Genomic DNA, 26,586 nt, shown 5'->3' with positions numbered 1-26,586 from the left:
CGTGCTGCGCGGTGGAGGGAACGGGGGCACCCTGGTAGGAGGGGTTGTCCGGAGGGGGTTTCCGGAGGTGACCGTCATGCTGAAGACCGCTGTCGGATGGCACATCGAGCTCGAATTCGAGGAGGACGGCAACCGCACCCGTGCGGCTGCCCTGGTGCGTCTCCCGGACGGAACCGAGATGCGTGCGCACGGCTACGCCAGCCGACACCCGAGCGACTCGGAGCAGCCGAGGGTGGGCGAGGAGATCGCGGGCGGCAGAGCCCTCAACGAACTGGCGATGAAGCTGCTGACCAAGGCCCATGACGAGATCGACGAGGCATCGGGACGTACGTCGTACCCGCTGACGTGATCCCCGGCCGCCACGGCGTGAGGCATGCTCCGGCCGTCACCGTTCACCCGGCACCGTCACCAGGTGCCGGGTGAACCAGTCGCGCGCGAGCTCGGCCACGGCGTCCAGCGCGCCCGGCTCCTCGAAGAGGTGCGTGGCACCCGGCACGATCTCCAGCCGGCTCTCGCAGCGCAGCTCGTCCCGCGCGAGCCGGTTGAGGTCGAGCACCTGCTCGTCGTGGCCGCCGACGATGAGCAGGGTGGGCGCCCGTACGTCCGCGAGCCGCCGCCCGGTGAGGTCGGGGCGCCCGCCGCGCGAGACCACCGCGTCGACGTCCGCGTCGGCCGCTGCGGCGGCCGTGAGCGCGGCGGCGGCACCGGTGCTCGCCCCGAAGTAGCCGAACGGCACGGCCACCCGGTCGCGCAGCCAGCGGGTGGCGTCCGTCAGCCGCCGGGCCAGCGTCTCGATGTCGAAGACCTGGCTGCGGTCGGCTTCTTCCTCGGGCACGAGCAGGTCGAAGAGGAGGGTGCCGAGGCCGGCCCGGTTCAGGTACTCGGCCACCGCGCGGTTACGGGGGCTGTGGCGGCTGCTTCCGGAACCGTGGGCGAACACCACGACCGCCTCGGCGTCCTCCGGGAGGGCGAGTTCACCGGCGAGTCCGAGGCCGTCGGCCTCCACCTCCACCTCGGTCGTGCGGACGGTCCGGGGCGGCAGGTCGCGGCGTGCGGCGCGGGCCAGCAGGGCGACGACGTCCTCGTCGGGGGTCTGGGAGAAGTCGCGGTACCACTCGCCGACGGCGGAGAACAGCGCGGGCGCCGACAGACAGACCACGTCGTCCGCCCTGGCGCGGAGACGCTCGACCGCGCTCGGCGGCGCCACGGGAACGGCGAGCACCACCCGGCCCGCACCCTGGGCCCGTACGACCGCGCACGCGGCCTCGGCCGTGGCCCCGGTCGCGATCCCGTCGTCGACCAGGATCACCGTCCGGCCCGCCAGCGGAACGCGGGGCCGGTCGGCGCGGAACGCCCGTGCCCGGCGCACGAGTTCGGCCTGCTCGGCGCGCTCGACGGTGGCGAGGTCCTGCTCCGTGACCCCGGTATGCCGGACGATCTCCTCGCTGATGACCCGTACCCCGTCCTCGCCGATCGCGCCGAAGCCCAGCTCGGGGTGGTAGGGAACGCCGAGCTTGCGGACGACGATCACGTCGAGGGGTGCGCCGAGTTCCTGGGCCACCTCGAAGGCCACGGGGACCCCGCCGCGCGGCAGGCCGAGGACGACGGGACGCTCGGCGGCCAGCGGTCTGAGTGCTTCGGCGAGCAGCCGCCCCGCTTCGGCGCGATCGGTGAACAGCACGTCGGTTCACCCCCAACCGGGGAGACGGGAACCACGTACACACCTACCTCGAACCAACCCCATACGCGGCGGTCCGGCAAGTCGGGGGGCGCCGGGTGCGCATCAGTTCCTGGTCCGGCCGCGCAGACCGTACACGGCGGCGCCGGCCAGCAGGACCGAGCCGCCGACGAGGACCGAGTCCACGGGCAGGGTGAACGCGAGCACGAGACAGCCGGCCAGGCCGATCAGGGGCACGGGCAGGGGCGGCCGTCCCTCGTCGGGACCGAGGGTGCGGGCGGCGGCGTTGGCGATGGCGTAGTAGACGAGCACGCCGAAGGAGGAGAAGCCGATGGCGTCCCGCACGTCGACCGTCGCGGCCAGCACGGCGACGACGGTGCCCACGGCGATCTCGGCGTGGCGGGGGACGCCGGACCGGGGGTGGACGGCTGCCAGCGTTCGGGGCAGATGGTGGTCGCGGGCCATGGCGAGCGTGGTGCGGGAGACGCCGAGGATCAGTGCGAGCAGGGAGCCGAGGGCGGCGACGGCCGCGCCGACGCGCACCACGGGCGCCAGTGCCGGGACACCCGCGGCCCGCACGGCGTCGGTGAGCGGGGCGGCCGACTGGGCGAGCCGCTCCGGGCCGAGGACGGCCAGGACGGCCACGGCGACCGCGGTGTAGACGGCGAGGGTGATGCCGAGGGCGAGGGGGATGGCCCGGGGAATGGTGCGCCGGGGGTCGCGGACCTCCTCGCCGAGGGTCGCGATGCGCGCGTACCCGGCGAAGGCGAAGAACAGCAGCCCGGCGGCCTGGAGCACACCGCCCGCCGTGATGTCGCCGCCGATGCCGAGGCGGGAGGTCTCGGCCGCGCCGCTGGTCAGGAGCGCGGTGACGACCGCGGCCAGCACGGCCAGGACGACCGCGACGACGGCCCGGGTCACCCCGGCCGCCTTCTGCACGCCGGCGCAGCTCAGCGTGGTCAGCGCCACGACGGCGGCCACGGCCACCGCGTGCGCCTGCCCCGGCCAGGCGTACGCGCCGACCGTGAGGGCCATGGCGGCGCACGAGGCGGTCTTGCCGACGACGAATCCCCAGCCGGCCAGGTAGCCCCAGAAGTCGCCCAGGCGTTCGCGGCCGTAGACGTAGGTGCCGCCGGACTGTGGATAACGGGCGGCCAGCCGGGCGGTCGAGGTCGCGTTGCAGTACGCCACCACCGCGGCCAGTGCCAGGCCGAGCAGCAGTCCGGATCCGGCGGCTTCGGCGGCGGGCCCGAAGGCGGTGAAGACGCCGGCTCCGATCATCGAGCCCAGCCCGATCACCACGGCGTCGCGCACGCCGAGCCGTCGGCGCAGTCCGCCCGTGTCCGTCCCGCTCATGAATCGTCCTCCCCGCACGCGCGGGATCCGCCCGCTGTCGGCGCACGGTAGCGCGGCAAGGTGGCCGGCCGGTGGACCGGGCACGGAGTGCGCTGTGACCGGCGCCACACGGGATCGCTTTGCTTTCCCTTTACCATCAGGGGAGGGGTGGAACGCCCCGCCTTTCGTCCGACCGCCGTCCGAACCGAAAAGGAGCTCCGGTCCCGCAATGGGTGAGCCTCCCAGTACGAGCCGTGCCATTCCCGCCCCTTCGCGTCACAGGGCGGCGGTGGCACGGTGAGCGAAGTACTCCTGCTCCTCCTCGCGCTCGCGCTCACGCTGGCATGCGCGGTCTTCGTCGCAGCCGAGTTCTCCCTGACCACGATCGAACGCGGTGAGCTGGAGCGCGCCGCACAGGCCGGCGAGCGGGGCGCCGAGAGTGCCCTGAAGGCCGCCAAACGGCTCACGTTCCAGCTCTCCGGTGCCCAGCTCGGCATCACCGTCACCTCGCTGGTCATCGGCATGCTCGCCGAACCCTCCCTGGCCGTGCTCCTGCGCGGCCCGCTGGAAGCGGTCGGCCTGCCTCCGGGCGCCGTCCCGACCGTCGCCACGCTGCTCGGCGTCGCGCTCTCCACCGTGGTGCTGATGGTGATCGGCGAGCTCGTACCGAAGAACTGGGCGATCTCCAGCCCGCTGGCCGTCGCCAAGGTCGTGGCCGGCCCGCAGCGTGCGTTCACCGCCTGCTTCGCCCCGCTGATCCGGCACCTCAACAACACCGCGAACCGTGTCGTACGCCGCTTCGGCATGGAACCCGCCGAGGAGCTGGCCTCCGCCCGCACCCCGGAGGAGCTCGTCGCCCTCGCCCGGCACTCCGCCCGTGAGGGCGCGATCGAGCAGGACTCCGCCGAGCTGTTCGTCCGCACCCTCCACCTCGCCGACCTGACCGCCGAGAACGTGATGACCCCGCGCGTGGACGTCCGCGCCCTCGAAGCCGGCGCCACGGCGGCCGACGCGGCCAATCTGACGCTGGCCACCGGACTGTCCCGCTTCCCCGTCTACCGCGACAGCCTCGACGAGGTCATCGGCACCGTCCACATCCGCGACGTGCTCGCCCTGGACGAGCCGCTGCGCCACCGGACCCCGGTCACCGACCTGGCCACGGCGCCGCTCCTCGTACCCGACTCGCTGCCCGTCGACACCCTGCTGGGACGGCTCCGCCAGAGCCGCACGATGGCCGTCGTCATCGACGAGTACGGCGGCACGGCGGGCGTCGCCACCGTCGAGGACATCGTCGAGGAGGTCGTGGGCGAGGTCCGCGACGAGCACGACCCCGACGAGCGCCCCGACCTGGCGCCGGGCGGACTCGCCGCGGACGGGCGCGCGGTCTGGGAGGCGGACGGGAGCATCCGTCTGGACCAGCTCGAATCCATCGGCTTCGACGTGCCGGAAGGTCCGTACGAAACCCTCGCCGGCCTGGTCGCGACCCGCCTGGAACGCATCCCCGTACCCACCGACACGGTCTCCGTCGAGGGCTGGCACCTGGCCGTCCTCCACGTCGAACACCACCGCGCCGACCGGGTGCGCGTCACCGCGCCCGCGCCCGTCGCCGCGCAGCTCGTCGAGGAGGGCTCCCGATGACCATGCTCCAGCTCGCCATCGGCGTCTTCACCCTCTTCACCAACGCGTTCTTCGTCGGGGCGGAGTTCGCCCTGATCTCCGTACGCCGCAGCCAGATCGAGCCCCGGGCCGTCAAGGGCGACGCCCGCGCCAGGAGCACGCTGTGGGGTCTTGAGCACCTGTCGGCCGCGATGGCCACCGCCCAGCTCGGCATCACCATCTCCTCCCTGGTCCTGGGGGCCGTGGCCGAGCCGGCCATCGCCCACCTCCTGGAACCGCCCTTCGAGACGATCGGTGTGCCCGAGGCCCTGGTGCACCCCATCGCGTTCGTGATCGCGCTGGCCCTCGCCACGTACCTGCACATGCTGGTCGGCGAGATGATCCCGAAGAACATCGCGCTGGCCGCTCCCGCGCAGACCGCCCTCGCGCTGGCCCCGCCGCTGGTGGCCCTGACCCGGGCCCTGCGCCCGGTCGTCTTCGGCATCAACGCCTTCGCCAACGTCCTGCTGCGGCTGCTCAGGGTCGAGCCGAAGGACGAGGTCGCCTCCGTCTACACCGACGACGAACTCGTCCGGCTCGTGAAGGACTCCAGTGAGGCCGGGCTGCTCGCACCGGCCGACGGCGAACGGCTGCGCGACGCCCTGGAGCTGGGCACCCGCCCGGTCGGCGAGGTCATGGTCCCGCTCAACCGGACCGTCACCGTCGACCACGACATCACCCCGCAGCAGCTGGAGCGAGCGGCGGCCACCTCGGGCTTCTCCCGGCTGCCGGTCACCGGACCGGGGGACGAGGTGCTGGGTTACCTGCACATCAAGGACGCCCTCGGCGTCGTCCAGCGCACCCGGCCGCTCCCGAGGAGCGCCTTCCACCCCGTCATCCGCGTCGAGATCGACTCCCCGCTCGACGACACGATGACCGCGATGCGGGCCGCGGGCACGCACCTGGCGGCCGTGACCGGGGACAAGGGCACCGTCATCGGATTCGTCACGATGGAGGACGTACTGGAAGAACTGGTCGGCCCCGCCGCGACCGGCCGCGCCTGAGCGGTGCGGGCAGGAGCCCGGCCGAGTCCCCCGTACCCCTGCCGTCGGCCCTGACCACCGGCCGAGCCGAACCACAGGTCCGGGCGCCGTTCACGACGGCGCCCGGACCTCTGCGCGTCCGCGGCAACCTTCCGCTCTCCGGCGGCGACTGACGAGTGCCCATCCCCCCACGGAGTGGAACGGACGCATCACGTGACTGACACACGCAGCACATCCCGTCACCGCAGGCACAGGCCCGCCCTGACCGTCGGTGTTCCACTGGCGCTGACCGCGGCCGTCGCCCTGGCCTACGGCGGCGCCCTCGGCCTGTCCGGCGAGAGCCGGGCGAACGCGGCGGCGGCACCTGCCGTACCGGCCTCGGTCCTCGACGCCGCCGACGGCTTCGCCTCGGTCGAGGCGCTCGGCCAGGACGGTACGTACGGCGGGCGCGACGGCACGGTCGTCACCGTGAAGACGCTCGCCGACCTGGAGAAGTACGCGACCGCTCCGGAGCCGTACGTGATCGTCGTGGCCGCGACGATCGCCATGGACCCGGTCGGCAAGGAGATCAAGGTCGCGTCGGACAAGACGATCGTGGGCGCGGGAACCGCGGGCCAGATCGTCGGCGGTGGCTTCTTCCTCGGCCAGGGCGTGCACAACGTCATCATCCGGAACCTGACGATCCGGGACGCCTACCAGGGCATCTGGAACGACAAGGACCACGACTTCGACGCGATCCAGATGGACGGCGCGCACCATGTGTGGGTCGATCACAACGACCTCCGGCACATGGCCGACGGTCTCGTCGACATACGCAAGGACAGCACGTACGTCACGGTGTCCTGGAACCGGCTGAGCGACAACAACAAGACGTTCGGCATCGGCTGGACCGAGAACGTCACCAGTGACCTCACGATCCACCACAACTGGTTCCGCGAGACCGAGCAGCGCAATCCGTCCACGGACAACGTCGCGCACGCCCACCTCTACAACAACTACCTCCAGGACGTGCCCGGGACCGCCATCACGACGTCCTACGGCAACTACGCGCGCGGCGGGACGCGCATGGTCCTGGAGAACTCCTTCTTCGAGGGCCTCGCGAACCCCGTCACCCGGGACGCCACGGCCGTCGTCGTCCAGCGCGGGAACGTCTTCTCGGGCACCAGCGGGCGCAACGAGAGCGGCGGCGGCGAGGCGTTCGACCCGAGGACGTACTACGACTACACCCTCGACAGCGCCGCCGACGTCCCCGCCCTGCTCAAGGCGGGCACCGGGCCGCGCACGACGATCGGCACGGCGGCGGTGGCCGCCGCGGCCACGACGATCACCGTGGCCAAGGACGGCAGCGGTCAGTACACGAGCGTGCAGAAGGCCGTCGACGCCGTCCCGGCGGGCAACGCCTCACGGGTGCTGATCTCGGTCGCCCCCGGCACGTACCGGGAGACCGTCAAGGTCCCCGCGAACAAGCCGCACGTCACCATCCAGGGCTCGGGCGCGAGCCGCAAGGACACCGTGATCGTCTACGGGAACGCGGCGGGGACGCCGAAGCCCGACGGGTCGGGCACGTACGGCACGAGCGGCAGCGCCACCGTCGCCGTCGAGGCCGACGACTTCCAGGCCCGCAACCTGTCCATCACCAACAGCTTCGACGAAGGCGCGAACCAGGGGCTCAGCGGGCACCAGGCCGTCGCCCTGCGCACCGCCGCCGACCAGGTGGTCCTCGACGGGATCATCGTCGACGGCGACCAGGACACCCTCCTGCTGGACACCGCCGCCAAGGACAGGCTCGGCCGGGTGTACGTCACCAACTCCTACGTCGCCGGGAACGTCGACTTCGTCTTCGGCCGGGCCAGCGCGGTCATCGACCGCTCCGTCCTGACGCTGAAGAAGCGCTGGGACGGTACGTCCGCCGGCTACGTCACCGCGCCCAGCACCCCCGCGGACCGCAAGGGCTTCCTGATCACCCGGTCCGTCGTCAACGGCGACGTGTCCGCGGGCAGCTTCTTCCTGGGCCGCAACTGGCACGCGGGCGGCGACGCGAGCCTCGACCCGCAGACCACCGTCCGCGACACCACGCTGAGCGCCGCGATCAGGACGGCCCCCTGGGCCGACATGGGCGGATTCCCGTGGAAGGACGACCGGTTCGCCGAGTACCGGAACACCGGCCCCGGCGCGGGCACCGCGAGCGCCGACCGCCCGCAGCTCACCGACAGCCAGGCCGCGGGACAGGAGACCGCGGACTGGCTCGGTGGCTGGACGCCGGCCGCCTCCTGAGCCCGCGGTCCTGCCCGGTCAGCGCAGGGTCGAGAGCATCTCCGCGCCGAACGGGGTGATCTCGTCGGTGCGACCGCGCAGCGTCTTCGCCGCCCACTCGGGGTCGGCGATCAGCGCGCGGCCGACGGCCACCATGTCGAACTCGTCGCGCTCCAGCCGCTCCAGCAGCTGCTCGATGCCGGTGACGCCCGAGCCGTTGCCCTGGAAGGCGCTGAAGAAGTCACCGTCCAGGCCGACCGAGCCCACGGTGACCGTCGGCCTGCCGCTGATCTTCTTCACCCAGCCGGCGAGGTTCAGATCGGAGTCGTCGAACTCCGGCAGCCAGTAGCGGCGGGTGGACGCGTGGAAGACGTCGACACCGGCGTCGGCGAGCGGGGTCAGCAGGGCGTCCAACTCCGCCGGCGTCGCGGCGAGCTTCGCCTCGTACGCGTCCATCTTCCACTGGGACATCCGGAAGAAGAGGGGGAAGGCGTCGGACACGGCCGCACGGCAGGCCGCCACGATCTCGGCCGCGAACCGGGTCCGCGCGACGAGGTCGCCGCCGTAGGCGTCCGTACGCCGGTTGGTGCCCGACCAGAGGAACTGGTCGATCAAGTAGCCGTGCGCGCCGTGCAGTTCGACGCCGTCGAACCCGGCGCGCTCGGCGGCTGCCGCCGCGTCGGCGAAGGCGCCGATCACGTCGTCGAGGTCCTTCTGCGTCATGGCGCGCCCCTTGGCAGCACCCGCCAGTGACACGCCCGAGGGGCTGACCGGCTCGGCGTCCGCCACGGGCGGGGCGCCCTCGGTGCGGGTGACGCCCACGTGCCACAGCTGCGGAATGATCGCGCCGCCCACGCGGTGCACGGAGTCCGCGACGTCCGCCCAGCCCGCGAGTGCCTCCGCACCGTGGAACCGCGGGATGCGGTCGCTGGTGCCCGCGGAGTGGTGGTCGACGTAGGTGCCCTCGGTGATGATCAGCCCGACACCACCGGCGGCCCGCCGCGTGTAGTAGTCCGCCACGTCCTGGCCCGGGACGCCGTTCGGCGAGAACTGCCGGGTCATGGGGGCCATCGCGATCCGGTTGCGCGCGGTGAGTCCGCGGACGGCGAAGGGGCGCGAGAGGGCGTCTGCGGCACGGCCGGCGTATACGTCTGTCACGTCATGTCCTGTTCAGTCGCTGCGGTGTCCTTCGGGTGCCAACATGGGGCTGCGGCGTCGGCATCCCCACGCGCGGCCGATGTGGTCAAGGTCTCCCGGCCGGGAAGGGGCCGGGGCAGGGCAGGGCAGGGCAGGGAGGGGCGGTCGGCGAGGAAGATGCCGCCCGAGGTGCCGTTCTCCCCGTGCGGTACGACGCCGTCGTGTGCGAACGCCGCGCCGGGCACGCGCAGGACCTCCAGGTCGCTGACGTCGAGGCCGATGCGGCCGGTCCGCAGAGCCGGTGTCCTGGCCGGCACGCGCTGGATCGACGCGGAGGGCCGTCACGGCCTGCTGGAATCCTTCGAAGGGCTGTCCGGCCGGCCGGTCCGGCCGTGGGGAGACGCACCGGCCCCGGCGTACGGGCCGACGCTGCTCGCCGACCGCCCCGGGCGCATCCGTCCGTGCGCACGCACGGTGCGCAGGCCGGTCGGCTGGGAAAGGTAAGGGCTCAGCCGGAGCTCTCGGCCGCGTTTGCCGCGGTGCGGCGGTATTCGGCGTTGATGCGCTGTGCTTCCTCGAGCTGGTCCTCAAGGATCACGATGCGGCAGGCGGCCTCGACCGGGGTGCCCTGGTCGACGAGTTCGCGTGCGCGGGCCGCGATCCGCAGCTGGTACCGGGAATAGCGCCGGTGGCCGCCCTCGGAACGGAGCGGGGTGATCAGGCGGGCATCTCCGAGAGCACGGAGAAAGCCGGCGTTGGTGCCGAGCATCTCGGCCGCCCGCCCCATGGTGTACGCAGGGTAGTCGTCGTCGTCGAGCCGGCCGCCGAGCGCATTATCCGCTGTCATCTGCACCTCTTCTTGGGAACGCGTCGAGGGGCCTTGGTGCCGTACGGCACCAAGGCCCCGAAGGAAATTCAACACCATCTGTCGGCCTCAGTGCTGCGCCGACCTTCTGTGTCCGCGGCCTCGCCCTGAAGGAGGGCATGAGCGCGGGGATCGCGGTTGCTTGACCGGGGACCACCTTCCATTCCGGGGTCTTGCGGTACCCGGGCCGTTTCCGTCCCGCCCGGGCGATCCTGATGGCGCCTGCATCCTCCGTTCGTTCCCTCTGGATCAACATGTGCCGAACCGGTACTGCTGTCGGTGCACCCTCGAACCGCGTGCACCTTGCCCGGCAGGCCGTCCCGCCGCCCCTCGTACTGACCGGGCGGAGGACCCGACTACCGGACCCCTCAGCACGCGCGCCCGCAGTCCGGCGCCTTTGCCGAGATATCGCATGCCAACCGACTGCTGTTCCGCGTACTGCCTGTGGTGACCCCTGATCACCGCGGGTCACCCGGTCCGGTCGTCAGCCTCGTCGCCGTCCTGCGAAAGCCCTGGCTCCGATGCTCCACCACCGCACCGCACTGCGTGTACTACGCCCCGGCAGTTCATCTCTGCCGGGGCCTTCAACCTTGGCTACGAGAGAAACCATAGCCACGCGGATACTCAATGTCTACCGTGACCGTCATAGGTTTTCGCGTGTCCGACGGCGAGGTAATCGGCATCGAACGGCCAGTGATGCCGACCGGTGGCACCGGACCGTCGGACCCGGCGCAGCGCTGCCGGTCGTCCCGGCGAATAGACTCGGCTTTCATGTCGAAGACCGACGAGCTGCTCGTGGACATCGCCGCACTGGTGGAGTCCGGGCACAGCAATCAGATGTCCCTGACCGTGGTCACCGGTGGTGCTGTCATCACCGGCCGGCTGGCTCCCGAAGCCGTGTGGCGGCAGCGCGTGTCGGAGGTCCTGACGGATTCCGCCCGGCTGGGCGAGTTCTCCGGCATCTTCACCGCCTCCCCGGGGAGGAACGGCCCGCCCACCCACCTGCACTTCCACGTCGCCCGCATCCTCCAGGGCACCGTCGGCATCCCGGAGACCGGCGGGATGTACCGGGTGTCGATCGACGACGTCAGCGCCTGGACGGTGGGCGACTTCAGCTACGACTGACCCCCACCGCCCCGGCTACGGGAACGACGAAGGCCCAGGTCACCGACCTGGGCCTTCTTTCGGTGCTACCGGTCGGCTACGGCGTCACCCGGCTGCCGCCGAAGGTCACGGCGAGGCGGCCGTCCGAGGCGTAGGACCAGTCCAGTGCGCCCGCGTACGCGGAGCACCGGGAGCCGTTCGTGCCGGACCAGAACTGGTTCGTGGCGTCGGCGTCGCCCACGGTCTTGTCGTTCGTGCCGCTGGAACTGCGGCACGAGACGTTGTTGCGGAACACCGAAGTGCCGCCGTCGAAGGAGAAGTTGCGCTCGGCGTTGTCGATGCTGACGTTGTCCGAGACCGACATCGTGCCGAGATTCCTGTTGTACGTGAATCCGTGCTTGCCGTTGTCGTACGCGATGCTGCGCCGGATCACGTGGTCGACCCCGATGTCCTCGCCGCCGAGCTTGTAGCCGTTGCGGTCACCGCTGGAGTTCTGGGACCCGTCGCTCAACGTGCCGTTCTCGTAGGCGAGGGAGTCCTCGATGGTCACCGCGCCGATGGGGCCGGTGTCGGTCTTGGTGTAGAGGTCCCAGCCGTCGTCGATGTTGTTGTGCGACACGGCGTAGCGGAAGACGTTGCCGGAGCCGACGGTGAGCTTCGCCGCGAAGCCGTCGGCGTCCTCGCCGTCGGAGTCGGCGTTGTCGTGCGACTCGGCGCTGAGGACGAGGTTGTCGGACGGCCACTGGTCGCGCGGAGTGGTGGAGGCGATCCGCGAGAGCTGCAGGCCGGTGTCGCGGTTGAAGCGCGTCACCGTGCGTTCGAGGGTGTTGTGGTGGCCGCCGACGAAGATCCCGTTGTCACCGGCGTGCTCGACGACGAGGCCCTTGACGTGCCAGTAGTCGCCGTTCACGGCGAGCCCGCGGTTGGCGGGGTCCTCGGCCTGGGCGGAGAAGTTCAGCACGGGAGTCTCGCCCGGGTAGGCGGACAGCTCCGTCGGGGCCGCGGCGGTGCCGTTGTTGCCCGGGGCGATGGTGACGGTCTGCGCGAGGGAGTACGTCCCGCCGCGCATGAGGATCGTCCCGCCGGAACCGACGCGGGAGATCGCCGAGGCGAGCGTGGTGGGCGCCGTCTCCGTCCCGGCTGCGCTCTCGCTGCCGTTCGGTGCCACGTACAGCGCGGAGCCGGTCGGCGGGGGCGTGGTGCCCCCCGTCTCGACGTCGAGGTAGTCGACATTGGGCAGCCCGTTGGCCGTGGTCGGGCTGAGCTGGATCGTGTTGCTGCCCGCGCGCACCGGCACGGTGACTGTCTTGGTCACCCACGTGCCCCATGCGCCGGTGCCCTCGAAGGACGCGGAGGTGGCCGCCGATCCGTTGACCGTGACGGTCGCGGGCCGGGCGGTGGTCGTTCCGTTGGCGAACCGGACCTGAAGCGTGGCGGTGCCCGCGGCGGCGGCGTTCACGGTGAACTGCGCGGAGGCGCCCACCGCGTTGTCGGCGTTGCAGAAGCCGCTGTCCGAGTAGCCGGGCCATTCCGATTCGATGGCGCCGGTGCAGACGGCGGGGGAGCGCTCGGCCTCGTACCGGACGGACGCGGCCTGCGCCGTGGTGCCGGACAGCGCGACGAGCGAGCCGGCCAGCAGGCCGACGCACGCGATGACGGGTCTCATTTGCATCGTTCGTCTCCAGGGGGGGGGGTGGTTCGTCCGGCCAGGGGTGGGTGAGGTGCGCCCGTGGACGGGGAACGGCCGGGTGGGGAACGGCTGTTGATGCCGAGACGACGGCTTGTTCTGGTGTATGAACAGACCGTTCGACAGGGCATCGTGGTGTGGGGGAGCAAGCGCTTTCTCCGACGCTAAAACCCTGTCGTGACCACGTCAATAGTTACGTACATGATTCCTGTTCATGAACATGAACCTGCGGTGGTCGTGGCGGCGGTCGCCGCGGCGCCGCCACCGGCCACCCGCACCGTGCGGGAGGCCGGCCGCGGCCCATCGCCCCGGACGGACCCGCGTCAGACGGGCAGCCGCTCCAGCAGCCCCGTGAAGTCCGCGCCGGGCGGCAGCGTCCCGAAGGCGAGTCCCCGGTCACCGGCCAGCCGCGAGGCGCAGAAGGCGTCGGCGACGGCGGCCGGGGCGTGGCGGACCAGCAGCGAGCCCTGGAGGACGAGTGCGGCCCGTTCGATGACCCGGCGGGCGCGCAGGGGAGCGTCCTCGGTGAGTACGAGTTCGCCCTGCAGCTCGCGCCAGGCCGCGTCGAGCCGCCGGTCCGCTCCGGCCGCCGCCCCGATCTCCGTACGGAAGGCGTCGAGGGCCTCGGGCTCACGGGCCAGGGCCCGCAGCATGTCGAGGGCGTTCACATTGCCCGAGCCCTCCCAGATGCCGTTCAGCGGGGCTTCGCGGTACAGCCGCGGCATGCCTGATGCTTCGTCATAACCGTTGCCGCCCAGGCATTCCAGCGCCTCGGCGACCGCGGCGGGCTGCCGCTTGCACACCCAGTACTTGCCGACGGCCGTCGCCAGGCGCAGGAAGGCCCGCTCCCGGTCGTCGCCCCGATGGGCCCGGTCGGCCGCCCCGGCCAGCCGCAGCGCGAGCGTGGTCGCGGCCTCGGACTCCACGGCGAGATCGGCGATCACGTTGCGCATCAGGGGCTGGTCGATCAGCTTGGCGCCGAACACCGCACGGTGGCGGACATGGTGGGCGGCCTGCGCGAGAGCGGCACGGGTGCCGGCCGCCGAGCCGAGCACGCAGTCGAGGCGGGTCATCGTGACCATGTCGATGATGGTGCGCACGCCCTTGCCCTCGTCGCCGACGAGCCAGGCCACCGTGTCGTCGAACTCGGGCTCGCTGCTCGCGTTGGAGCGGTTGCCGAGCTTGTCCTTGAGCCGCTGGATGCGGAACGTGTTGCGGCTGCCGTCGGGCAGGACGCGGGGGACGAGGAAGCACGACAGGCCGCCGGGGGCCTGCGCCAGCACGAGGAACAGGTCGTTCATCGGAGCGCTGGTGAACCACTTGTGCCCGCGCAGCCGCCACGTGCCGTCCGCCTGCACGGCCGCCGTGGTCGTGTTGGCCCGGACATCCGTGCCGCCCTGCTTCTCCGTCATGCCCATTCCGGCGAGCAGTCCGCGCTTCTCGGACGGCGTGCGCAGCCCGGGCTCGTAGGTGCGGCTGGTGAGCAGCGGCTCGTACGTCTTCGCGAGCTCGGGGGCGTGACGCAGGGCGGGGACCACCGCGTACGTCATGGAGACCGGGCACAGGTGCCCCGCTTCCAGCATCGTGGCCAGCATGAAGGTCCCGGCCCGCGCCACATGGGCGCCGGGGCGCTCGTCGGCCCAGGCGGCGCCCGCGATGCCGGCGCTCACCGACGCGTCCATCAGGGAGTGGTACGCGGGGTGGAACTCGACCTCGTCCACGCGGTGGCCGTAGCGGTCGTGGGTACGCAGCTCGGGCTCGTGGCGGTTGGCCCGGTCCGCCCACTGCTGCGCCTCCTCGCTGCCGACCAGACGGCCGAAGCGGTGCAGCTCGTCCACGTGCCAGCCGGCGCCTTCCCGGTGTACGCCTTCGAGCAGGACCGGGTCGTCCGCGGCGTCGTATCCGGTCAGCGGCGGGACCTGGTTGGTCACCTCGTGGGTCGCCGCGGTGGGGTGACTGCTCGGCGGGAGCGTGGTCGTGGTCGTGGCGGTGGTCATGGTGCCTCCTCCGGGGGAGCCGGGTCGGTTCGGGCGGTCGCGGCGCCCGCGCAGCGCAGCGCCGTGGCGGTGAGTTCGGCCAGAAGCCCGTCGGTGGCGCTCTCGTCCGGGCTGCCGAGCGGGTCGACGAGGACCTCGCCGATCGCTCCGGTGAGTGCGGCGGCGGTGATCTCGCCGTTCTGCGCGGGCAGCAGCTCGGCCGCGATGCCCTCGTGCACCACCTCGGCGAACAGCGCGCGGTAGCGGCGGCGGAAGTCGAGGCGCTCGGCGCCGACCGCGGGTTCGGCGGGGGCGGCGAGCAGGGCGTAGGCCAGTCCGCGGTTCTCCAGGGCCCGGCGGGCGAAGACCTCCACACCGCGACCGAGTCGCTCGACCGGGTCGCCTGGTCCGTGCAGGACCTCGCCGAGCACCTCCACCTCGCGTGCGGCGGCCCGCCGGAACACCTCCACGGCGAGCGCCGCCTTGGACGGGAAGTGCTGGTAGACGGAGCCGGCCGCGATGCCGGCCGAGTCGGCGACCGCGGTCACCGATGCCTGTGACCAGCCCACTTCGGCGACGACCGAGGTGGCGCAGGCGATCAGGTGCTCCCGGGCGGCTTCGAGCCGACGGATTTCGGCGGGGGTCTTGCGGTAGGCCATGGAAGGAGTGAACCATCATTCAGAGTTTCCTGCCACGGTCGGTCCCGCATGATCCAAACGAGAGGCCCAAGGGTCTGTCGTCAAACTTCCGTCTGCCGCGCGGTGTCTGGCACGCACGGTGGGCGGGGATGCCCCGCACCTGCCTCCGCTCCGGCTACGGCGTGCGGGTGAAGGAACGGCGGTAGGAGCGGGGCGGTACACCCCGACGCCGTACGAACTGCGAGCGCAGAACCGCGGCGCTGCCGAAACCGACCAGCCGGGCGATCTCCTCGACGGGCAGGTCCGTGGTCTCCAGGAGTTCCTCGGCACGGCTGAGCCGCAGCCCGAGCAGCCAGGCGTGCGGGGTGGTGCCGGTCGAGGCGGCGAAGCGGCGGGCGAAGGACCGCCTGCTCATCAGCGCCCGGCGGGCCAGCTCCGCCACGGGAAGCGACTCGTGGAGGTGCTCACGGGCCCAGTCCAGCACGTCCGCGAGCCGGTCGTCCTGGCAGTCCTCGGGGGCCGGCGTGGCCAGGTACTGGGCCTGTCCTCCGTCGCGGTGGGACGGCAGGACCAGATCACGGGCGATGGCGTTGGCCGTGGCGGCGCCGTACTCCCGCCGCAGGAGGTGCAGACACAGGTCGAACCCGGCGGCGGCTCCGGCGCCCGTGACGATCCGGCCTTCGTCGATGTACAGGGCGTCGGGTTCGACGGTGACGTCCGGGTGCCGCTCGGCCAGCAGCCCGGTGAACCGCCAGTGGGTGGTCGCCCGCCGCCCGTCGAGCAGACCGGCGGCGGCGAGCGCGAAAGCGCCGACGCACTGACCCGCGACGAGTGCGCCGCGCCCGTGCGCGGCGGTCAGTGCGTCGAGCACGGCGGGTCCCGGCGGGGTACGGAAGTCCGCCCACGGCAGGGCGATCACCAGGTCGGCCTCGGCCAGCCGGTCCAGTCCGTGCTCGGCCACGATCGGCAGCCCGACATCGCTGCGGATCCGCCCCGGCCGGTCCGTGCACAGGGCGAAGTCGAAGCGCGGCAGGTCCGGGCCCCGCGCGTCGAACACCTCGGAGACGATGCCGGCTCCGAGCATGCCGACGCCGGGCGAGGCATAGGCGGCGACGGACACGAAGGGGGGCATGCGGGCAGTGTGGCACGATTCCTGCGATCGGTGGCAGCACGGCCACTCGTGAAGGAGGGGGCCGTGCCGAAGACTTGGGGACATGACAGACGCACCGCTCGGACGCAGCGCCGACTACCGCATCCTGACCACGGGTTACACCCTCTCCACCGGCCCCGGGGTGGCCGCCACCGTCTCGTACATCAGCGACGGGGAGCACCGCGTGATCGTCGACCCGGGCATGGTGGCCGGCCGCGACCGGATCCTCGGCCCGCTCGCCGAGGCGGGGATCGGCCCCGACGACATCACCGATGTGGTGCTCAGTCACCACCACCCGGACAACACCATGAACGTCGGCCTCTTCGGCAACGCTCGCGTCCACGACCACAAGGCGATCTACCTCAACGACCAGTGGACCGACCGCGACGCCGAGGGCTACGAACTGACCCCGTCGCTCAGGCTGATCCGCACCCCGGGCCACAGCCGCGAGGACATCACCCTGCTGGCAGGCACGGAGTCGGGCGTCGTGGCCTTCGTCGGCGACCTGTGGTGGCGCCCCAACGGCCCGGTGGACGACCCGGTCGCCCCGGACCACGACCTGCTCCTGGCATCCCGGCTCCGGGTACTCACCGCCGCAGACGTGATCGTCCCGGGCCACGGCCCCGCATTCCCGGCCGACGACACCGCGCCGCGTTAGGGAGCCGACGCCGATGGCCCGGGCCGGGCCGTCGTCACGGGACGGGCGCCGAGAACGGACTGCGAAACCCTTGCCGCGCCGCCTGAGTCGTCAGAGTGCGATCGGCCTGTAGGCCAACGCTCGATCGACGATCTGCCCGGCATTCGGTTCGGCGTCGAGGCCCCAGTAGATGTAGTCGCTGATGTGAGGGCATGCGAGCCCGCGTCGCAGGACTTCCAGAATGTCGTCGCCTTCTGCTTCGTCGGCGACGTCGACGTCCAGGAGGCGCTGCACGAGGGGCACGGCTTCGTCCCGGCTCATTCCCGGAGGCCACCGAACAGGGCGTGGCGGGACAGCGCCCAGACTTTGGACCGCGGTTGGATCGCCTTGCCCGGACGGATCAGTCAGTCCCGGCGCCGAGGGTACGAGATGGATCCGAGCGTGCGCCGAAATCGGCTGGTCGTCGTCCACCCGGCGGAGTCTAACGGCCGTGTGCGGCCGGTCGCCCTGTCCAACTACGGTCCGAGAAAACCCACTTCACGGTCCGGGGCTGCTCTCGTCCGAAGGGCTCTCCGGATGCACCGTGCAACGCACGCCCCGCCGGGCGACGCCGCACCGGCATGTGGCATTCATCACAGCGAAAGGGCAGGGAGTGAAAGCAACTGCACCCATTCGTCTTTTCTGTCTGTCCCGGTGTCGTGGTGCCGGGCGGAACAGGTGAAAAACCCGTGACCGCAGATCGTTGTCCCCGCCATACGATCACCTCAAGTCGCATCTGCGTGTCCTATTCCGCGGCGACCCCTTCTTCTTTTTTCGGACCCCGAAGGGCTCTTGTGAAGATTCGCCGGATTCTCGCCACAGCTGTTGCCGCCGCAGTGACCACACCTGTTCTCCTGCTGTCGGTCACCCCCGCGTTCGCCGACGGAAAGCCGGCAGCCCAGACGCAGGAGAAGCCCTCCATCTCGGAGCTGGAAAGGGCCGCCGCCGCGGCGCAGACGGCGTACGACGACGCCGTCGCCGCCGAGAACGCCGCCTACGCGGCTCTCGAAGCGCTCCTCTCCGACACCGCCCCCCTGAAGGTGGCGCTGGACGCCGCCGAGACCGCCGCGGCCGACGCCGCCACCGCGAAGGCCGCCGCCGACCAGGCGGTCGTCGACGCCGAGGCGGCGGTCGACGCCCTCCCGGAGACGGCCACCGAGGAGGAGAAGACCGCCGCGGCGACGGCTCTCACCGATGCGGAAGCCGCCGCCGCAGCCGCCGGTGAGGCCAAGACCGCCGCCGATGCCGAGTTCGTGGCAGCCGGTGACGCGCTCGACGACGCGCGGGTCGCCGCATCCCGGGCGGTGGGCCAGGCGCAGGACGCCACCGAGGCGGCGCTCGCCGACAAGACCGCGGCCGACGAGGCGCTGGCCAAGGCGAAGGAGGAGGCGGCCGAGGAGGGTGAGGGCGGCGAGGAATGCGTCCCCGAGTCCAAGCTGACCACGGTCGTCACGGGTCTGCCGTCCACGGTCGTCGCCGGTACGAAGGTCAACTTCAAGCTCCGGGTGACCAACGGCACCGACAAGACGCTGGACGAGGTGCTTCCGTTCGCCTACGTCCACGCGACCGACAAGAGCGGTCTCAAGGACATCGACGACCTGGTGCACCTGCAGTGGTCGTCCGCCTCGTCCAAGAAGTGGCAGACCGTCGACAACGAGCACTACATGGACGCCATCAGCCCGCTGAAGGCCGGCGCCCACACAGACGTCAAGATGCGCCTCACGATCGACGCCTCGGCCCCCGCGGGCAACGGCGTCACCTTCGTCGCCGGTGACTACTTCAACGAGGACGGCTCCTGCGGCGGGAACCCCGACCTCGAGGGCTACGAGTTCATGATCGCCGCCGCGGGCAGTGAGCCCGGCAAGGTCGACGACGCCAAGCCCAGCACGACCAAGCCGAACACCTCCGGCCTCCAGCCGCAGAGCGGCGCGTCGGCCAGCCCCGTGAGCGGCAGCCTCGCCTCCACGGGCACGTCCTCCGCGACCTCGCAGCTCGCCCTCGCGAGTGGCGCGGCCCTGGTGATCGGCGCGGGCGCGGTGTTCGTCGTACGCCGTCGCAAGACCGGCTCCCACGCCTGACGCATGAGCCGGGGTGACGGCCAGGAACCCCGTCCCCCGCACTGAGCGTCCAACGGGCCCGACACCGAACGGTGTCGGGCCCGTCGGCTCGCGCTACTCCTGGAGACCTCCGGGAGGCGTGCCGTGCCGCCCGCCGAGGATCTCGCGGGCCCGCAGGCCGGCCTGGAACCGGGAACGGGCGTCCAGAGCGGTCATCAGGGAAGCCACCCGCCGCCGGTAGGTGCGCAGGGACACTCCGAGGAGGCGGGACGCCGCCTCGTCCGTGTGGCCGGCCGCCAGGGACCGCAGCACGGCGCGTTGGCCCTCGTCGAGGAGGGGGAACGGGTTCCGGCGGTACGTCGCGAGGTCCGTCGAGGTCTCCCAGGCCGTCTCGAACAGGGCGCGGACTCCGGCCACCACGGTCGGCTCCTGCACGACGTTGTAGGTACGGGCCTCCCCCGCAGTCGGCCTCGGGGCCGCCAGCACCGCGAGGCGCCCGTCGACGACGATCGTCTCGTGGGCCGGGGGCGCGGGTGAGATCCGGATCTCCGCGCCTGCCGTGGTGAGTCGGTGGAGCACCTCCCGCCCGGCGGATGTCCGGAACACGCCGGGCCCGTACAGCTTGCGCACCACGAGGCCCGGCGCCGGGGAGCGACGGGCGGCCGATGCCGCCCCGGACCACGTGTCGAGGTCCCCGGCAGCGCACAGGAACTCCCTCCGTACGCCGCCGAAGAGCGCGCCCGCACGTCGAACCAGCTCGGCCTCGCCCCGCAGGGTCACGATCTCCGTCGTCGCCATGGCACCAAGCTGCCAGTCGTTCGCCTCCGGCACGAGCGGTCCCGAAGATCTGGAGGCATGACCACGACCCGTGCAACCCCGTATCCCCCCTTCCTGCTCGGCGGAGACCTTCCCGTCGCGCGCATGGGTTTCGGCGCCATGCGGCTGCCGGCCCGGGACATCGCCGGCCCCGCGAACGATCCGGAGACCTCTGCCGCCGTACTGAGGCGGGCCGTCGAACTCGGCGTGAACCACATCGACACCGCCTGGTTCTACTTCCACGGCGGGATCTCGGCGAACGGCCTGATCCACCGTGCTCTGCGCCCCTACCCCGACGACCTGGTCCTCGCGGCCAAGGTCGGCCCGGTCCGGCACGCCGACGGCAGCTGGGGCGCCCCGGCGGGCCCCCGGGAACTGGTCGCCGGCGTCCACCGCACGCTGCGCGAACTCGGCCGGGACCGCCTCGACCTGGTCTATCTGCGCCTCCAGCCGGAAGAGGCGGCCGAGCACGGCGGGGACGGGACACTCGCCGAACGGTTCGGCGCGCTCGCCGCCCTGCGCGAGGAAGGTCTGATCCGGCACCTCGGCCTCAGCAACACCACCACGGAACAGCTCACCCGGGCGCAGCGGATCGCCCCGGTGACGGCCGTACAGAACCTGTACGGCCTGTTCCACCGCCAGGACCCCGACGTCCTCGACGCCTGCACCCGGCAGGGCATCGCCTTCGTGCCGTTCTTCTCCCTGGAAAGCCTGGGCCGCCCCGAGCCGGCCGAGCCGCTCGCCCGGATCGCGGCTCGCCACGGCGCCTCTCCCGAACAGGTCAAGCTCGCCTGGACGATGGCCCGTTCACCAGTCGTCCTCCCGATCCCCGGGACCTCCTCGGTGGCCCACGTGGAGGACAACATCGCGGCGGCCGGCGTCCGCCTCGACGCGGAGGACCTGGCCGATCTGGACGCGCCGGCGGCGCCGCGCCCTTGAGGTCCCGGGAGGGATCCGGGCCAGGTCGTCCGTGTCGAACCGATGATTTCCACGTCCGTCGCCGGTCATACATGCGACAACCGCTTCCACAGACGGGACACACCATGACCGACGCCGTGAAGGGCCCCGCGCACTACTTCCCCTCGATCGAGAAGAAGTACGGCCGCCCGATCTCCGAGTGGGAGAGCCTCGTACGTGCGTCGCCGCTGACCAAGCACATGGAGCTGGTCGCCTGGCTCAAGTCCGAACACGGCCTGGGCCACGGCCACGCCAACGCCCTGGTCGCCCACACCCTCGCCGAGGACCGCGGCCGGTAGCCGATTCGGCCCTCCGGCAACCGCGATGCCGGAGGGTCAGCGGTAGTACCCCTCGACCACGGCCCGCACCTCGTCGAGCAGCGCGGGCCCCTCCTGCGGCACGGGCGGCCGGCCGCTGCCCGGCCTGATGTCCAGGAGCTGTTCGTTGGACAGGGCGAACACCACCCGCCGCAGCCCCGCCTGCTGGATGGCCGCCTCGCACATCCCGCACGGCTGGCAACTGGTGTACATCGTGGTTTCCGCTGCCGTGGCCCTGTCCAGCTCCCTCGCGGCCCACTTCGCCAGCTTCAGTTCCGGGTGCGCGGTGATGTCCCTGTCGGTGAGCGTCGTGTTGTGCTCCTCTGCCAGAACGGTTCCGTCCGGTGCCGACAACAGCGACCCGAACGGCGGGTTGCCGCCCTCCCGTGCCGTGGCTGCGAGCGCGATGGCCCGTCGGAGGAGCGCGTGGTCGTCGGTTGTGGTCATGACTGGTCCGTTCTGCTGCGGAGTGGGCGGAACACCGGCGAGCCTAGTCAGGCCGTACGGGCCGCGGAACCGCGAACCTCGTCCTCGGGCCGGACGCTGCCGCTCCGCGGCGCGCGAGGGCCTCGGGCCCCTACCGCCACCGCAGTTGCCCTGCGCACTTCGGGATAAAAGCGGACCAAGGGGCTAGGGTCGACGGGTGAGTCGAATCGAGAGGACCGCCGAGGGTGCGGGACCGTTCACGACCCGGCTGACCTGGCGCCTCAGCGACGGAGGCACCGCGGTCTGGGAGTCGCGACTGGCACGCAAGCGTGGCCTGCTCACCGTGCGGGCCGCAGACGGGGCGGAGCCCCGCTCCCGACGTGCGGACAGCGCATCGGTCGGGCGTCTCCGCAGGCTGAACGCCATTGCCGCGAGCGCGTTCGTGGTCGGTGGGGGCCTGTTCGCCTCCGGGGCCGCGGTGGCCCAGTTCGGCTCGGGCGACGCGACGAGTGCCTGGATCTACTTCGCGGGCGGTCTGTTCTTCAACACGGGCGGCTTCGCGTCGCTGCTCCAGGCGGTCAACGCTCCTCGCCAGGACAACGGCACCGGGGCCCTTGCCGCACGGCGCTGGAGATGGTGGAGCTACGAGCCCGGCCGGATCGACTGGCTGAGTACCTTCCTGCTGTTCGTGGGAACGCTGGTGTTCGGCATCAACCTGCTGAGTTCCCTGTTGCAAGGGCTTTCGGTGCAGCAGGAGAACAGGCTGGTCTGGGCCCCCGACATGGTCGGGTGCACCCTGTTCCTCGTCTCGGGACACCTCGCCCTGGCCGAGGTCTGCCATGGCCGGCCGGGCATCCGTCCCCACGATCTCGGCTGGTGGATCGTCGCGGTCAACCAACTCGGATCCGTGCTCTTCCTGGGTGCGGCACTGGCCGCGTTCACGCGTCCCGCGACGGGCAGCCTCGTGAACGTCGACATCGCCAACTGGGGCACCCTCGCGGGAGCATTCTGTTTCTCCGTCGGAGGGGTGCTCCAGTACTTCGAGCGCCCCTGATCCCCGCGTGCCGACGGCGCCCGGCAACGAAGAAGCCCCTGGCCGACGGCCAGGGGCTTCTTCGTGGAGCGGGCGACGGGAACCGGATCAATCGCGCGCGATGCAGTGCTCGCAGTCTTCTCGCCGGGCCGCCGACTCCTGCAAGTACGCGGAGATCAGGGCGAGGTCGTCGGCGATGCTCAGTACGCCGTTGACGTCGGTCGTCGGAGTGGAGGCGCCGTTGACGCCGGCGAAGAAGACGTCGAAGCGGCCGTTGCCCTTGTCCAGGTAACCGGCGATCGTGATGGCGCCGACGGCCAGACGGTTGTTGAGCGCGTCCAGCCCGACGGCGGCGCCGGTCTTGGCGAACACCTTTCCGCGCGCGGGGCAGTCGGTGCAGTTCTCGGCCAGCAGGCCGTCGACGCCGAGGATGGGCAGCGCGTTCCGGAAGACCTCCGCCTCGGGGGTGCGATGCCAGTACGTCAGCATCTGCACCACGGCCTTGGGCGTGGTCCGGTCGACGGGGTTGCCGCCCCGGCCGTCCAGGAGCTGGACCTGCTTGCGGTCGACGCCCGCGCGGTCCAGGAAGTCGGCCAGCACCGGGAAGCCGTCCATGCAGTCCCGGCTGCCGGCCGCGACCGCCATCAGACAGATGGCGAGGTTGCCGCCCAGGTTGTGGCTGACCTTGAAGATGAGCTTGCCGTACTGGGCGTACGGCGGGGAGGTGTACTGCGCCACGCGCGGCCGGCCCTCGTACGAACCGGGGAGCTTGCCGACCGGGTTGGGACCCGTCGGATGCGCGGTCACCCTCACCCCGGCCCGTCCCAGCGCCTCGATCAGCGCGGTGCGTCCGAAGGCCGCCGGATCGGCGATGGGTGACACCTTGAGAGCCGGTTCGGAGTCGGCCGCGATGGTGCCGGACAGCCGGATCCGGGTGCCGTTGTCGGAGGTCGTCACCTCGATGTCGGTCGGCCCGCCCGCCGCCACGGTCCGCACGGTCGACGTGACGCGGTACGGGGCGACCTTCGGCCGCCAGTCCAGTCGCGCGGGCGCGCCGGGGCGGGCGCCGGGGGTGGTCAGCAGGTCGATGAGATTGTCGTTGATGATCAGCGGGGTCGGGACGGGGACGAAGACCGGCTCGGGCTCGAAGAGCCGGTTGTCGACGATCACGTTCCCGTCGACGCGGGTGATGCCGGATTTCCTTACCTGCCGCGCGATCTGGTTGATCCCGGCGAGCGGGTTCTCCGGAGTGAGCGTGGCGCCGGGGAAGTCATTGGCGTACGTGTGGTCGAGGTCGGTGTAGTCGACCGTGCCGTCGGGGCGGGTCCTGCCGCCCATGGTCAGGTCGCCCTGGGCGACGAGGCCGAGATCGCCGTCCAGCGTGCTTCCGCGGCGCTCGCCGACCGCGTAGACCGGCGTCCTGAAGCGGTGGTCGCCGCCGAGGGTGTCCCACGCCCCGGAGGTGCCGAACAGTTTGGCCACCGACCCGGGGACGAAGAACTGCTCGGCGAACCGGCTGTGGACCACCCGCCCGCTGTCCGGATCCTGCTGGAGCAGGCCCCACTGGGCGTTGGGGTAGTCGGGCTTCCGCATGATCTCCGTGATCCGCGGGTCGAGCCGGTCGGAACCGTGGTCGTCGGGCGAGGCCGCCTGTGCCGCCTCGCCCGATGCCAGGGCCAGGAGCAGCAGGGCACAGCATCCGGCGACCACGCGGCGCCGAAAGGATCCGAATTTCTCTGCTCGCACTGCAGCACGCACCGTTCGTCTCGGTGGATTCCTGTCCATGGGGTCAGGTATGGACCCCGCTGGGCGCCGGATACGGGCGGCGCGAACGGTTGTCACTCGAACGGCATGGCGCATTCGTCGAAATGCGCAGCGAATGCCCGGCCGGGGACAGCCGGTCAGCGAAGCGCGCGGACAGGAAGGAGGCTCACGGCGGAGTGAGGAGTCGCCGCAGTGCTGTTGGTGTGTGCCCGAGGTAGTGGCGCAGGGTCCGGCAGAGGTGGGCCTGGTCGGAGAAGCCGAGGTCGGCGGCGAGGGTGGCGAGGCTGTCCTCGCCCGCGTCCAGACGGTCGAGGGCCCGGCCGACACGGACCCGGTTGCGGTAGCGGGTCAGCGAAACACCCAGCTCGCGGGTGAAGGAGCGGCTCAGGCGGTAGGGCGAGACGCCGAGGAGCTCTGCGAGCGGCAGGAGCCCCTCGGAGGCGGGGTGGGCCTCGCCGATCGCCTGCCGGGCCGCGGCGACGAGCGTCGCCTCGTCCCGGCCGGGACGGACACCGGTCGGTACGGCTCCGTCGACGGCCTGGCCGACGGCGGCGGAGAGCAGTCCGAGCAGTTCCTCGGTCACCGCATGGTCCACGTCGCCGGTGCGGGCGGACGCGAGGACGCGGCGGTGGGCCAGGTCGAGGCGGGCGTCCACGTAGACGCTCTGCCGAGCCGGGCGGGCGTCCTCACCTGCCACGACCCTCCACAGCGCGGGCGTCAGGCTGATCGATGTGCAGGTGTCGCCCCCGGCGGCGGGGTGCGCGAACCGCTCCTCCTCGCCCGGGACGCCGAGATAGGCCAGGGTCGGGTCGACCTCGGCCGGGGTGCCGGCCGCCCACCTGCGGAACCGGCCGCGGCGCACGAGCACCACCCGGTAGTCCTCGCGCACCTCCGTCTCCGACCAGCGGGCGTGGTCGTCACGGCAGTTCACCGCGGTGATACGGAAGTCGGGCCGGGTGGCGAGGACGGCGAAGGTGAGCACCCTCGAACGCTACGCAGGGGGTCTGACAGTCGCCCCGCGCAAGAATCTTCAAGACCGGGAGGGGGCGCGGCGAGCAAGCTGAGCGGCGTCGCACTTCACCTCGTACCGCCATCAAGGAGTCTCCGTCATGCCCGCTCTCGCGAAGATCAGCACCATCGTCATCGATTGCTGTGACCCGGTCCGGCTCGCCGAGTTCTACAGCAGCGTCACGGACTGGGAGATCACCGACAGCGGTGAGGACTACGCCGCTCTTGCCGGCGGGGAGCACCCCGGCCTGGCTTTCGTACGCGTCGACGGCTACCGGGCCCCCGGCTGGCCCGACGACGGCAAGCACGCCCACCTCGACTTCACGGTGGGCGACGTGGAGGAGGCCGCAGGCCGGATCCTCGCCCTCGGAGCGTCGAGGCCCGAGTTCCAGCCCGGCAAGGACCAGTGGCTCGTCCTCACCGATCCCGAGGGGCACCCGTTCTGCCTCACCACCGGCGCCTGACCGAACGCTCGACAGGAGAAGATCACATGGCACACCTCCACAAGGAATTCCTGATCGACAACTCCCCGGAGAACGTATGGGAGGCCCTGCGCGAGGTCGGAGCCGTGCACCGTCGCCTGGTGCCGGGATTCGTCACGGACACCCGTATGGAGACGGACACCAGGATCGTGACCTTCGCGAACGGGGTCGTCGTGCACGAGCTGATCGTCGACATCGACGAGGCTGCCCGCAGGGTGGCCTACGCGGTGGTCGGCGGCTCGATGGAGCCGAAGCACCATCACGCCTCGATGCAGGTCTTCCCGGACGCCGGGGGGAGCAGCCGGTTCGTCTGGACGATCGACGTGACGCCCGACGAACTCGCAGGCCCCATCGACGAGATGGCCGAGCAGGGCGTGGCCGTCATGCGCGAGACACTGAAGGCCACCCCGGTCCCGACGGACAGGTAGGGGCCTGGGCTTCCGGGCGCGACGGGACTCCATCTGCCCGCAGCGGCAGTCACGTTGACGAGGCCGCGAGCCCGGGTTGTTAACTGAACGGTTACCTCTGGATCGTTTCTGCACACCGGGCCGCTCGTTGGGTCGGGCATGATGATCAACACCGATGCGC

The 26,586-nt window shown here is 71.6% G+C and carries 25 protein-coding genes and 1 pseudogene; 12 read left to right on the top strand and 14 right to left on the bottom strand.

Annotated elements, in window-relative coordinates; translation table 11 throughout:
* Nucleotides 1–76 precede the first annotated feature (76 nt).
* The gene (locus tag OG230_RS17120) at nt 77–349 is read left to right on the top strand and encodes a DUF1876 domain-containing protein (RefSeq protein WP_328911096.1); all 273 of its coding nucleotides are present in this window, start codon (nt 77–79) and stop codon (nt 347–349) included.
* Nucleotides 350–385: 36 nt separating this feature from the next.
* Here OG230_RS17120 and OG230_RS17115 read toward each other — a convergent pair whose 3' ends face one another.
* Together OG230_RS17115 and OG230_RS17110 are read right to left on the bottom strand one after the other, a co-directional pair.
* A complete protein-coding gene (locus tag OG230_RS17115) occupies nt 386–1,681 on the bottom strand; it encodes a phosphoribosyltransferase (RefSeq protein ID WP_328911095.1) in 1,296 nt (431 codons plus the stop codon).
* 102 nt (nt 1,682–1,783) lie between these two features.
* Nucleotides 1,784–3,034 carry an APC family permease gene (locus OG230_RS17110; protein WP_328911094.1) on the bottom strand — a complete coding sequence of 417 codons (1,251 nt, stop codon included), beginning with the start codon at nt 3,032–3,034 and terminating at the stop codon, nt 1,784–1,786.
* 276 nt (nt 3,035–3,310) lie between these two features.
* Here OG230_RS17110 and OG230_RS17105 point away from each other — a divergent pair, with 276 nt between their 5' ends.
* From OG230_RS17105 to OG230_RS17095, 3 genes are all read left to right on the top strand, one after another.
* Nucleotides 3,311–4,651 carry a hemolysin family protein gene (locus OG230_RS17105; RefSeq protein WP_328911093.1) on the top strand — a complete coding sequence of 447 codons (1,341 nt, stop codon included), beginning with the start codon at nt 3,311–3,313 and terminating at the stop codon, nt 4,649–4,651.
* Nucleotides 4,648–5,673 carry a hemolysin family protein gene (locus OG230_RS17100; RefSeq protein WP_328911092.1) on the top strand — a complete coding sequence of 342 codons (1,026 nt, stop codon included), beginning with the start codon at nt 4,648–4,650 and terminating at the stop codon, nt 5,671–5,673. Before OG230_RS17105 ends, OG230_RS17100 begins: the two co-directional genes overlap by 4 nt.
* A gap of 192 nt (nt 5,674–5,865) precedes the next feature.
* Nucleotides 5,866–7,926 (top strand): pectinesterase family protein, encoded by a 2,061-nt coding sequence (locus tag OG230_RS17095; protein WP_328911091.1) that lies wholly within the window; start codon nt 5,866–5,868, stop codon nt 7,924–7,926.
* Nucleotides 7,927–7,944: 18 nt separating this feature from the next.
* On the opposite strand, the gene OG230_RS17090 is transcribed toward OG230_RS17095, so the two are convergent.
* From OG230_RS17090 to OG230_RS17080, 3 genes and pseudogenes are all read right to left on the bottom strand, one after another.
* Complete coding sequence (locus OG230_RS17090) at nt 7,945–9,063, bottom strand: NADH:flavin oxidoreductase (RefSeq protein ID WP_328911090.1); 1,119 nt, start codon at nt 9,061–9,063, stop codon at nt 7,945–7,947.
* Nucleotides 9,060–9,299, bottom strand: a pseudogene (locus OG230_RS36400) (hypothetical protein); the annotation flags it as partial. The pseudogene OG230_RS36400 and the gene OG230_RS17090, both read right to left, overlap by 4 nt.
* Nucleotides 9,300–9,550: 251 nt before the next feature.
* Complete coding sequence (locus tag OG230_RS17080) at nt 9,551–9,889, bottom strand: MerR family transcriptional regulator (protein WP_328911089.1); 339 nt, start codon at nt 9,887–9,889, stop codon at nt 9,551–9,553.
* Between the two features lie 789 nt (nt 9,890–10,678).
* Between OG230_RS17080 and OG230_RS17075 the strand changes: the two genes are divergently transcribed.
* On the top strand, nt 10,679–11,032 hold the full coding sequence (locus OG230_RS17075) for a hypothetical protein (protein ID WP_328911088.1): 354 nt from the start codon (nt 10,679–10,681) through the stop codon (nt 11,030–11,032).
* A 76-nt stretch (nt 11,033–11,108) separates the two neighbouring features.
* Here OG230_RS17075 and OG230_RS17070 read toward each other — a convergent pair whose 3' ends face one another.
* From OG230_RS17070 to OG230_RS17055, 4 genes are all read right to left on the bottom strand, one after another.
* The gene (locus OG230_RS17070; RefSeq protein WP_328911087.1) at nt 11,109–12,683 is read right to left on the bottom strand and encodes a CBM35 domain-containing protein; all 1,575 of its coding nucleotides are present in this window, start codon (nt 12,681–12,683) and stop codon (nt 11,109–11,111) included.
* Between the two features lie 338 nt (nt 12,684–13,021).
* A complete protein-coding gene (locus tag OG230_RS17065) occupies nt 13,022–14,695 on the bottom strand; it encodes an acyl-CoA dehydrogenase family protein (RefSeq protein WP_328911086.1) in 1,674 nt (557 codons plus the stop codon).
* The gene (locus OG230_RS17060) at nt 14,692–15,333 is read right to left on the bottom strand and encodes a TetR/AcrR family transcriptional regulator (RefSeq protein WP_328911085.1); all 642 of its coding nucleotides are present in this window, start codon (nt 15,331–15,333) and stop codon (nt 14,692–14,694) included. The genes OG230_RS17065 and OG230_RS17060 overlap by 4 nt, the downstream gene beginning before the upstream one ends.
* A 154-nt stretch (nt 15,334–15,487) precedes the next feature.
* Nucleotides 15,488–16,444: a GlxA family transcriptional regulator gene (locus OG230_RS17055; protein ID WP_328911084.1), complete on the bottom strand. Its 957-nt coding sequence runs from the start codon at nt 16,442–16,444 to the stop codon at nt 15,488–15,490.
* Nucleotides 16,445–16,526: 82 nt separating this feature from the next.
* Between OG230_RS17055 and OG230_RS17050 the strand changes: the two genes are divergently transcribed.
* Nucleotides 16,527–17,120 carry an MBL fold metallo-hydrolase gene (locus tag OG230_RS17050; protein WP_328911083.1) on the top strand — a complete coding sequence of 198 codons (594 nt, stop codon included), beginning with the start codon at nt 16,527–16,529 and terminating at the stop codon, nt 17,118–17,120.
* A gap of 90 nt (nt 17,121–17,210) precedes the next feature.
* Here OG230_RS17050 and OG230_RS17045 read toward each other — a convergent pair whose 3' ends face one another.
* Entirely contained in the window at nt 17,211–17,420 is a 210-nt protein-coding gene (locus OG230_RS17045; RefSeq protein ID WP_328911082.1) for an e9imm peptide, read from the bottom strand.
* A gap of 512 nt (nt 17,421–17,932) precedes the next feature.
* On the opposite strand from OG230_RS17045, the gene OG230_RS17040 reads away from it, so the two are divergent.
* Nucleotides 17,933–19,216, top strand: a complete 1,284-nt coding sequence (locus OG230_RS17040; RefSeq protein WP_328911081.1) for an LPXTG cell wall anchor domain-containing protein — start codon at nt 17,933–17,935, stop codon at nt 19,214–19,216.
* Nucleotides 19,217–19,309: 93 nt separating this feature from the next.
* Here OG230_RS17040 and OG230_RS17035 read toward each other — a convergent pair whose 3' ends face one another.
* Nucleotides 19,310–19,993 carry a helix-turn-helix transcriptional regulator gene (locus OG230_RS17035; protein ID WP_328911080.1) on the bottom strand — a complete coding sequence of 228 codons (684 nt, stop codon included), beginning with the start codon at nt 19,991–19,993 and terminating at the stop codon, nt 19,310–19,312.
* 57 nt (nt 19,994–20,050) lie between these two features.
* Between OG230_RS17035 and OG230_RS17030 the strand changes: the two genes are divergently transcribed.
* The gene (locus OG230_RS17030; RefSeq protein ID WP_328911079.1) at nt 20,051–20,950 is read left to right on the top strand and encodes an aldo/keto reductase; all 900 of its coding nucleotides are present in this window, start codon (nt 20,051–20,053) and stop codon (nt 20,948–20,950) included.
* A 104-nt stretch (nt 20,951–21,054) separates the two neighbouring features.
* A complete protein-coding gene (locus OG230_RS17025) occupies nt 21,055–21,267 on the top strand; it encodes a DUF4287 domain-containing protein (protein ID WP_328911078.1) in 213 nt (70 codons plus the stop codon).
* A gap of 36 nt (nt 21,268–21,303) precedes the next feature.
* Here OG230_RS17025 and OG230_RS17020 read toward each other — a convergent pair whose 3' ends face one another.
* Nucleotides 21,304–21,732, bottom strand: a complete 429-nt coding sequence (locus OG230_RS17020; protein WP_328911077.1) for a nucleoside deaminase — start codon at nt 21,730–21,732, stop codon at nt 21,304–21,306.
* A 196-nt stretch (nt 21,733–21,928) separates the two neighbouring features.
* Here OG230_RS17020 and OG230_RS17015 point away from each other — a divergent pair, with 196 nt between their 5' ends.
* The gene (locus OG230_RS17015; RefSeq protein WP_328911076.1) at nt 21,929–22,765 is read left to right on the top strand and encodes a hypothetical protein; all 837 of its coding nucleotides are present in this window, start codon (nt 21,929–21,931) and stop codon (nt 22,763–22,765) included.
* 87 nt (nt 22,766–22,852) lie between these two features.
* Here the strand turns inward: OG230_RS17015 and dacB are convergent, their stop codons facing one another.
* The gene (gene dacB, locus OG230_RS17010) at nt 22,853–24,490 is read right to left on the bottom strand and encodes a D-alanyl-D-alanine carboxypeptidase/D-alanyl-D-alanine endopeptidase (protein ID WP_328911075.1); all 1,638 of its coding nucleotides are present in this window, start codon (nt 24,488–24,490) and stop codon (nt 22,853–22,855) included.
* Nucleotides 24,491–24,674: 184 nt separating this feature from the next.
* Entirely contained in the window at nt 24,675–25,490 is an 816-nt protein-coding gene (locus tag OG230_RS17005; protein ID WP_328911074.1) for a helix-turn-helix domain-containing protein, read from the bottom strand.
* A gap of 127 nt (nt 25,491–25,617) precedes the next feature.
* On the opposite strand from OG230_RS17005, the gene OG230_RS17000 reads away from it, so the two are divergent.
* Both OG230_RS17000 and OG230_RS16995 read left to right on the top strand, forming a co-directional pair.
* Nucleotides 25,618–25,980, top strand: coding sequence for a VOC family protein (locus tag OG230_RS17000; RefSeq protein WP_328911073.1), 363 nt, complete (start codon nt 25,618–25,620; stop codon nt 25,978–25,980).
* Between the two features lie 26 nt (nt 25,981–26,006).
* Nucleotides 26,007–26,426 (top strand): SRPBCC family protein, encoded by a 420-nt coding sequence (locus tag OG230_RS16995; RefSeq protein WP_328911072.1) that lies wholly within the window; start codon nt 26,007–26,009, stop codon nt 26,424–26,426.
* The last annotated feature ends 160 nt before the right edge of the window (nt 26,427–26,586 follow it).

This window comes from Streptomyces sp. NBC_00234 (genome assembly GCF_036195325.1).
GTDB lineage: Bacteria > Actinomycetota > Actinomycetes > Streptomycetales > Streptomycetaceae > Streptomyces.
This window is presented reverse-complemented; position numbering and strand designations above follow the sequence as displayed.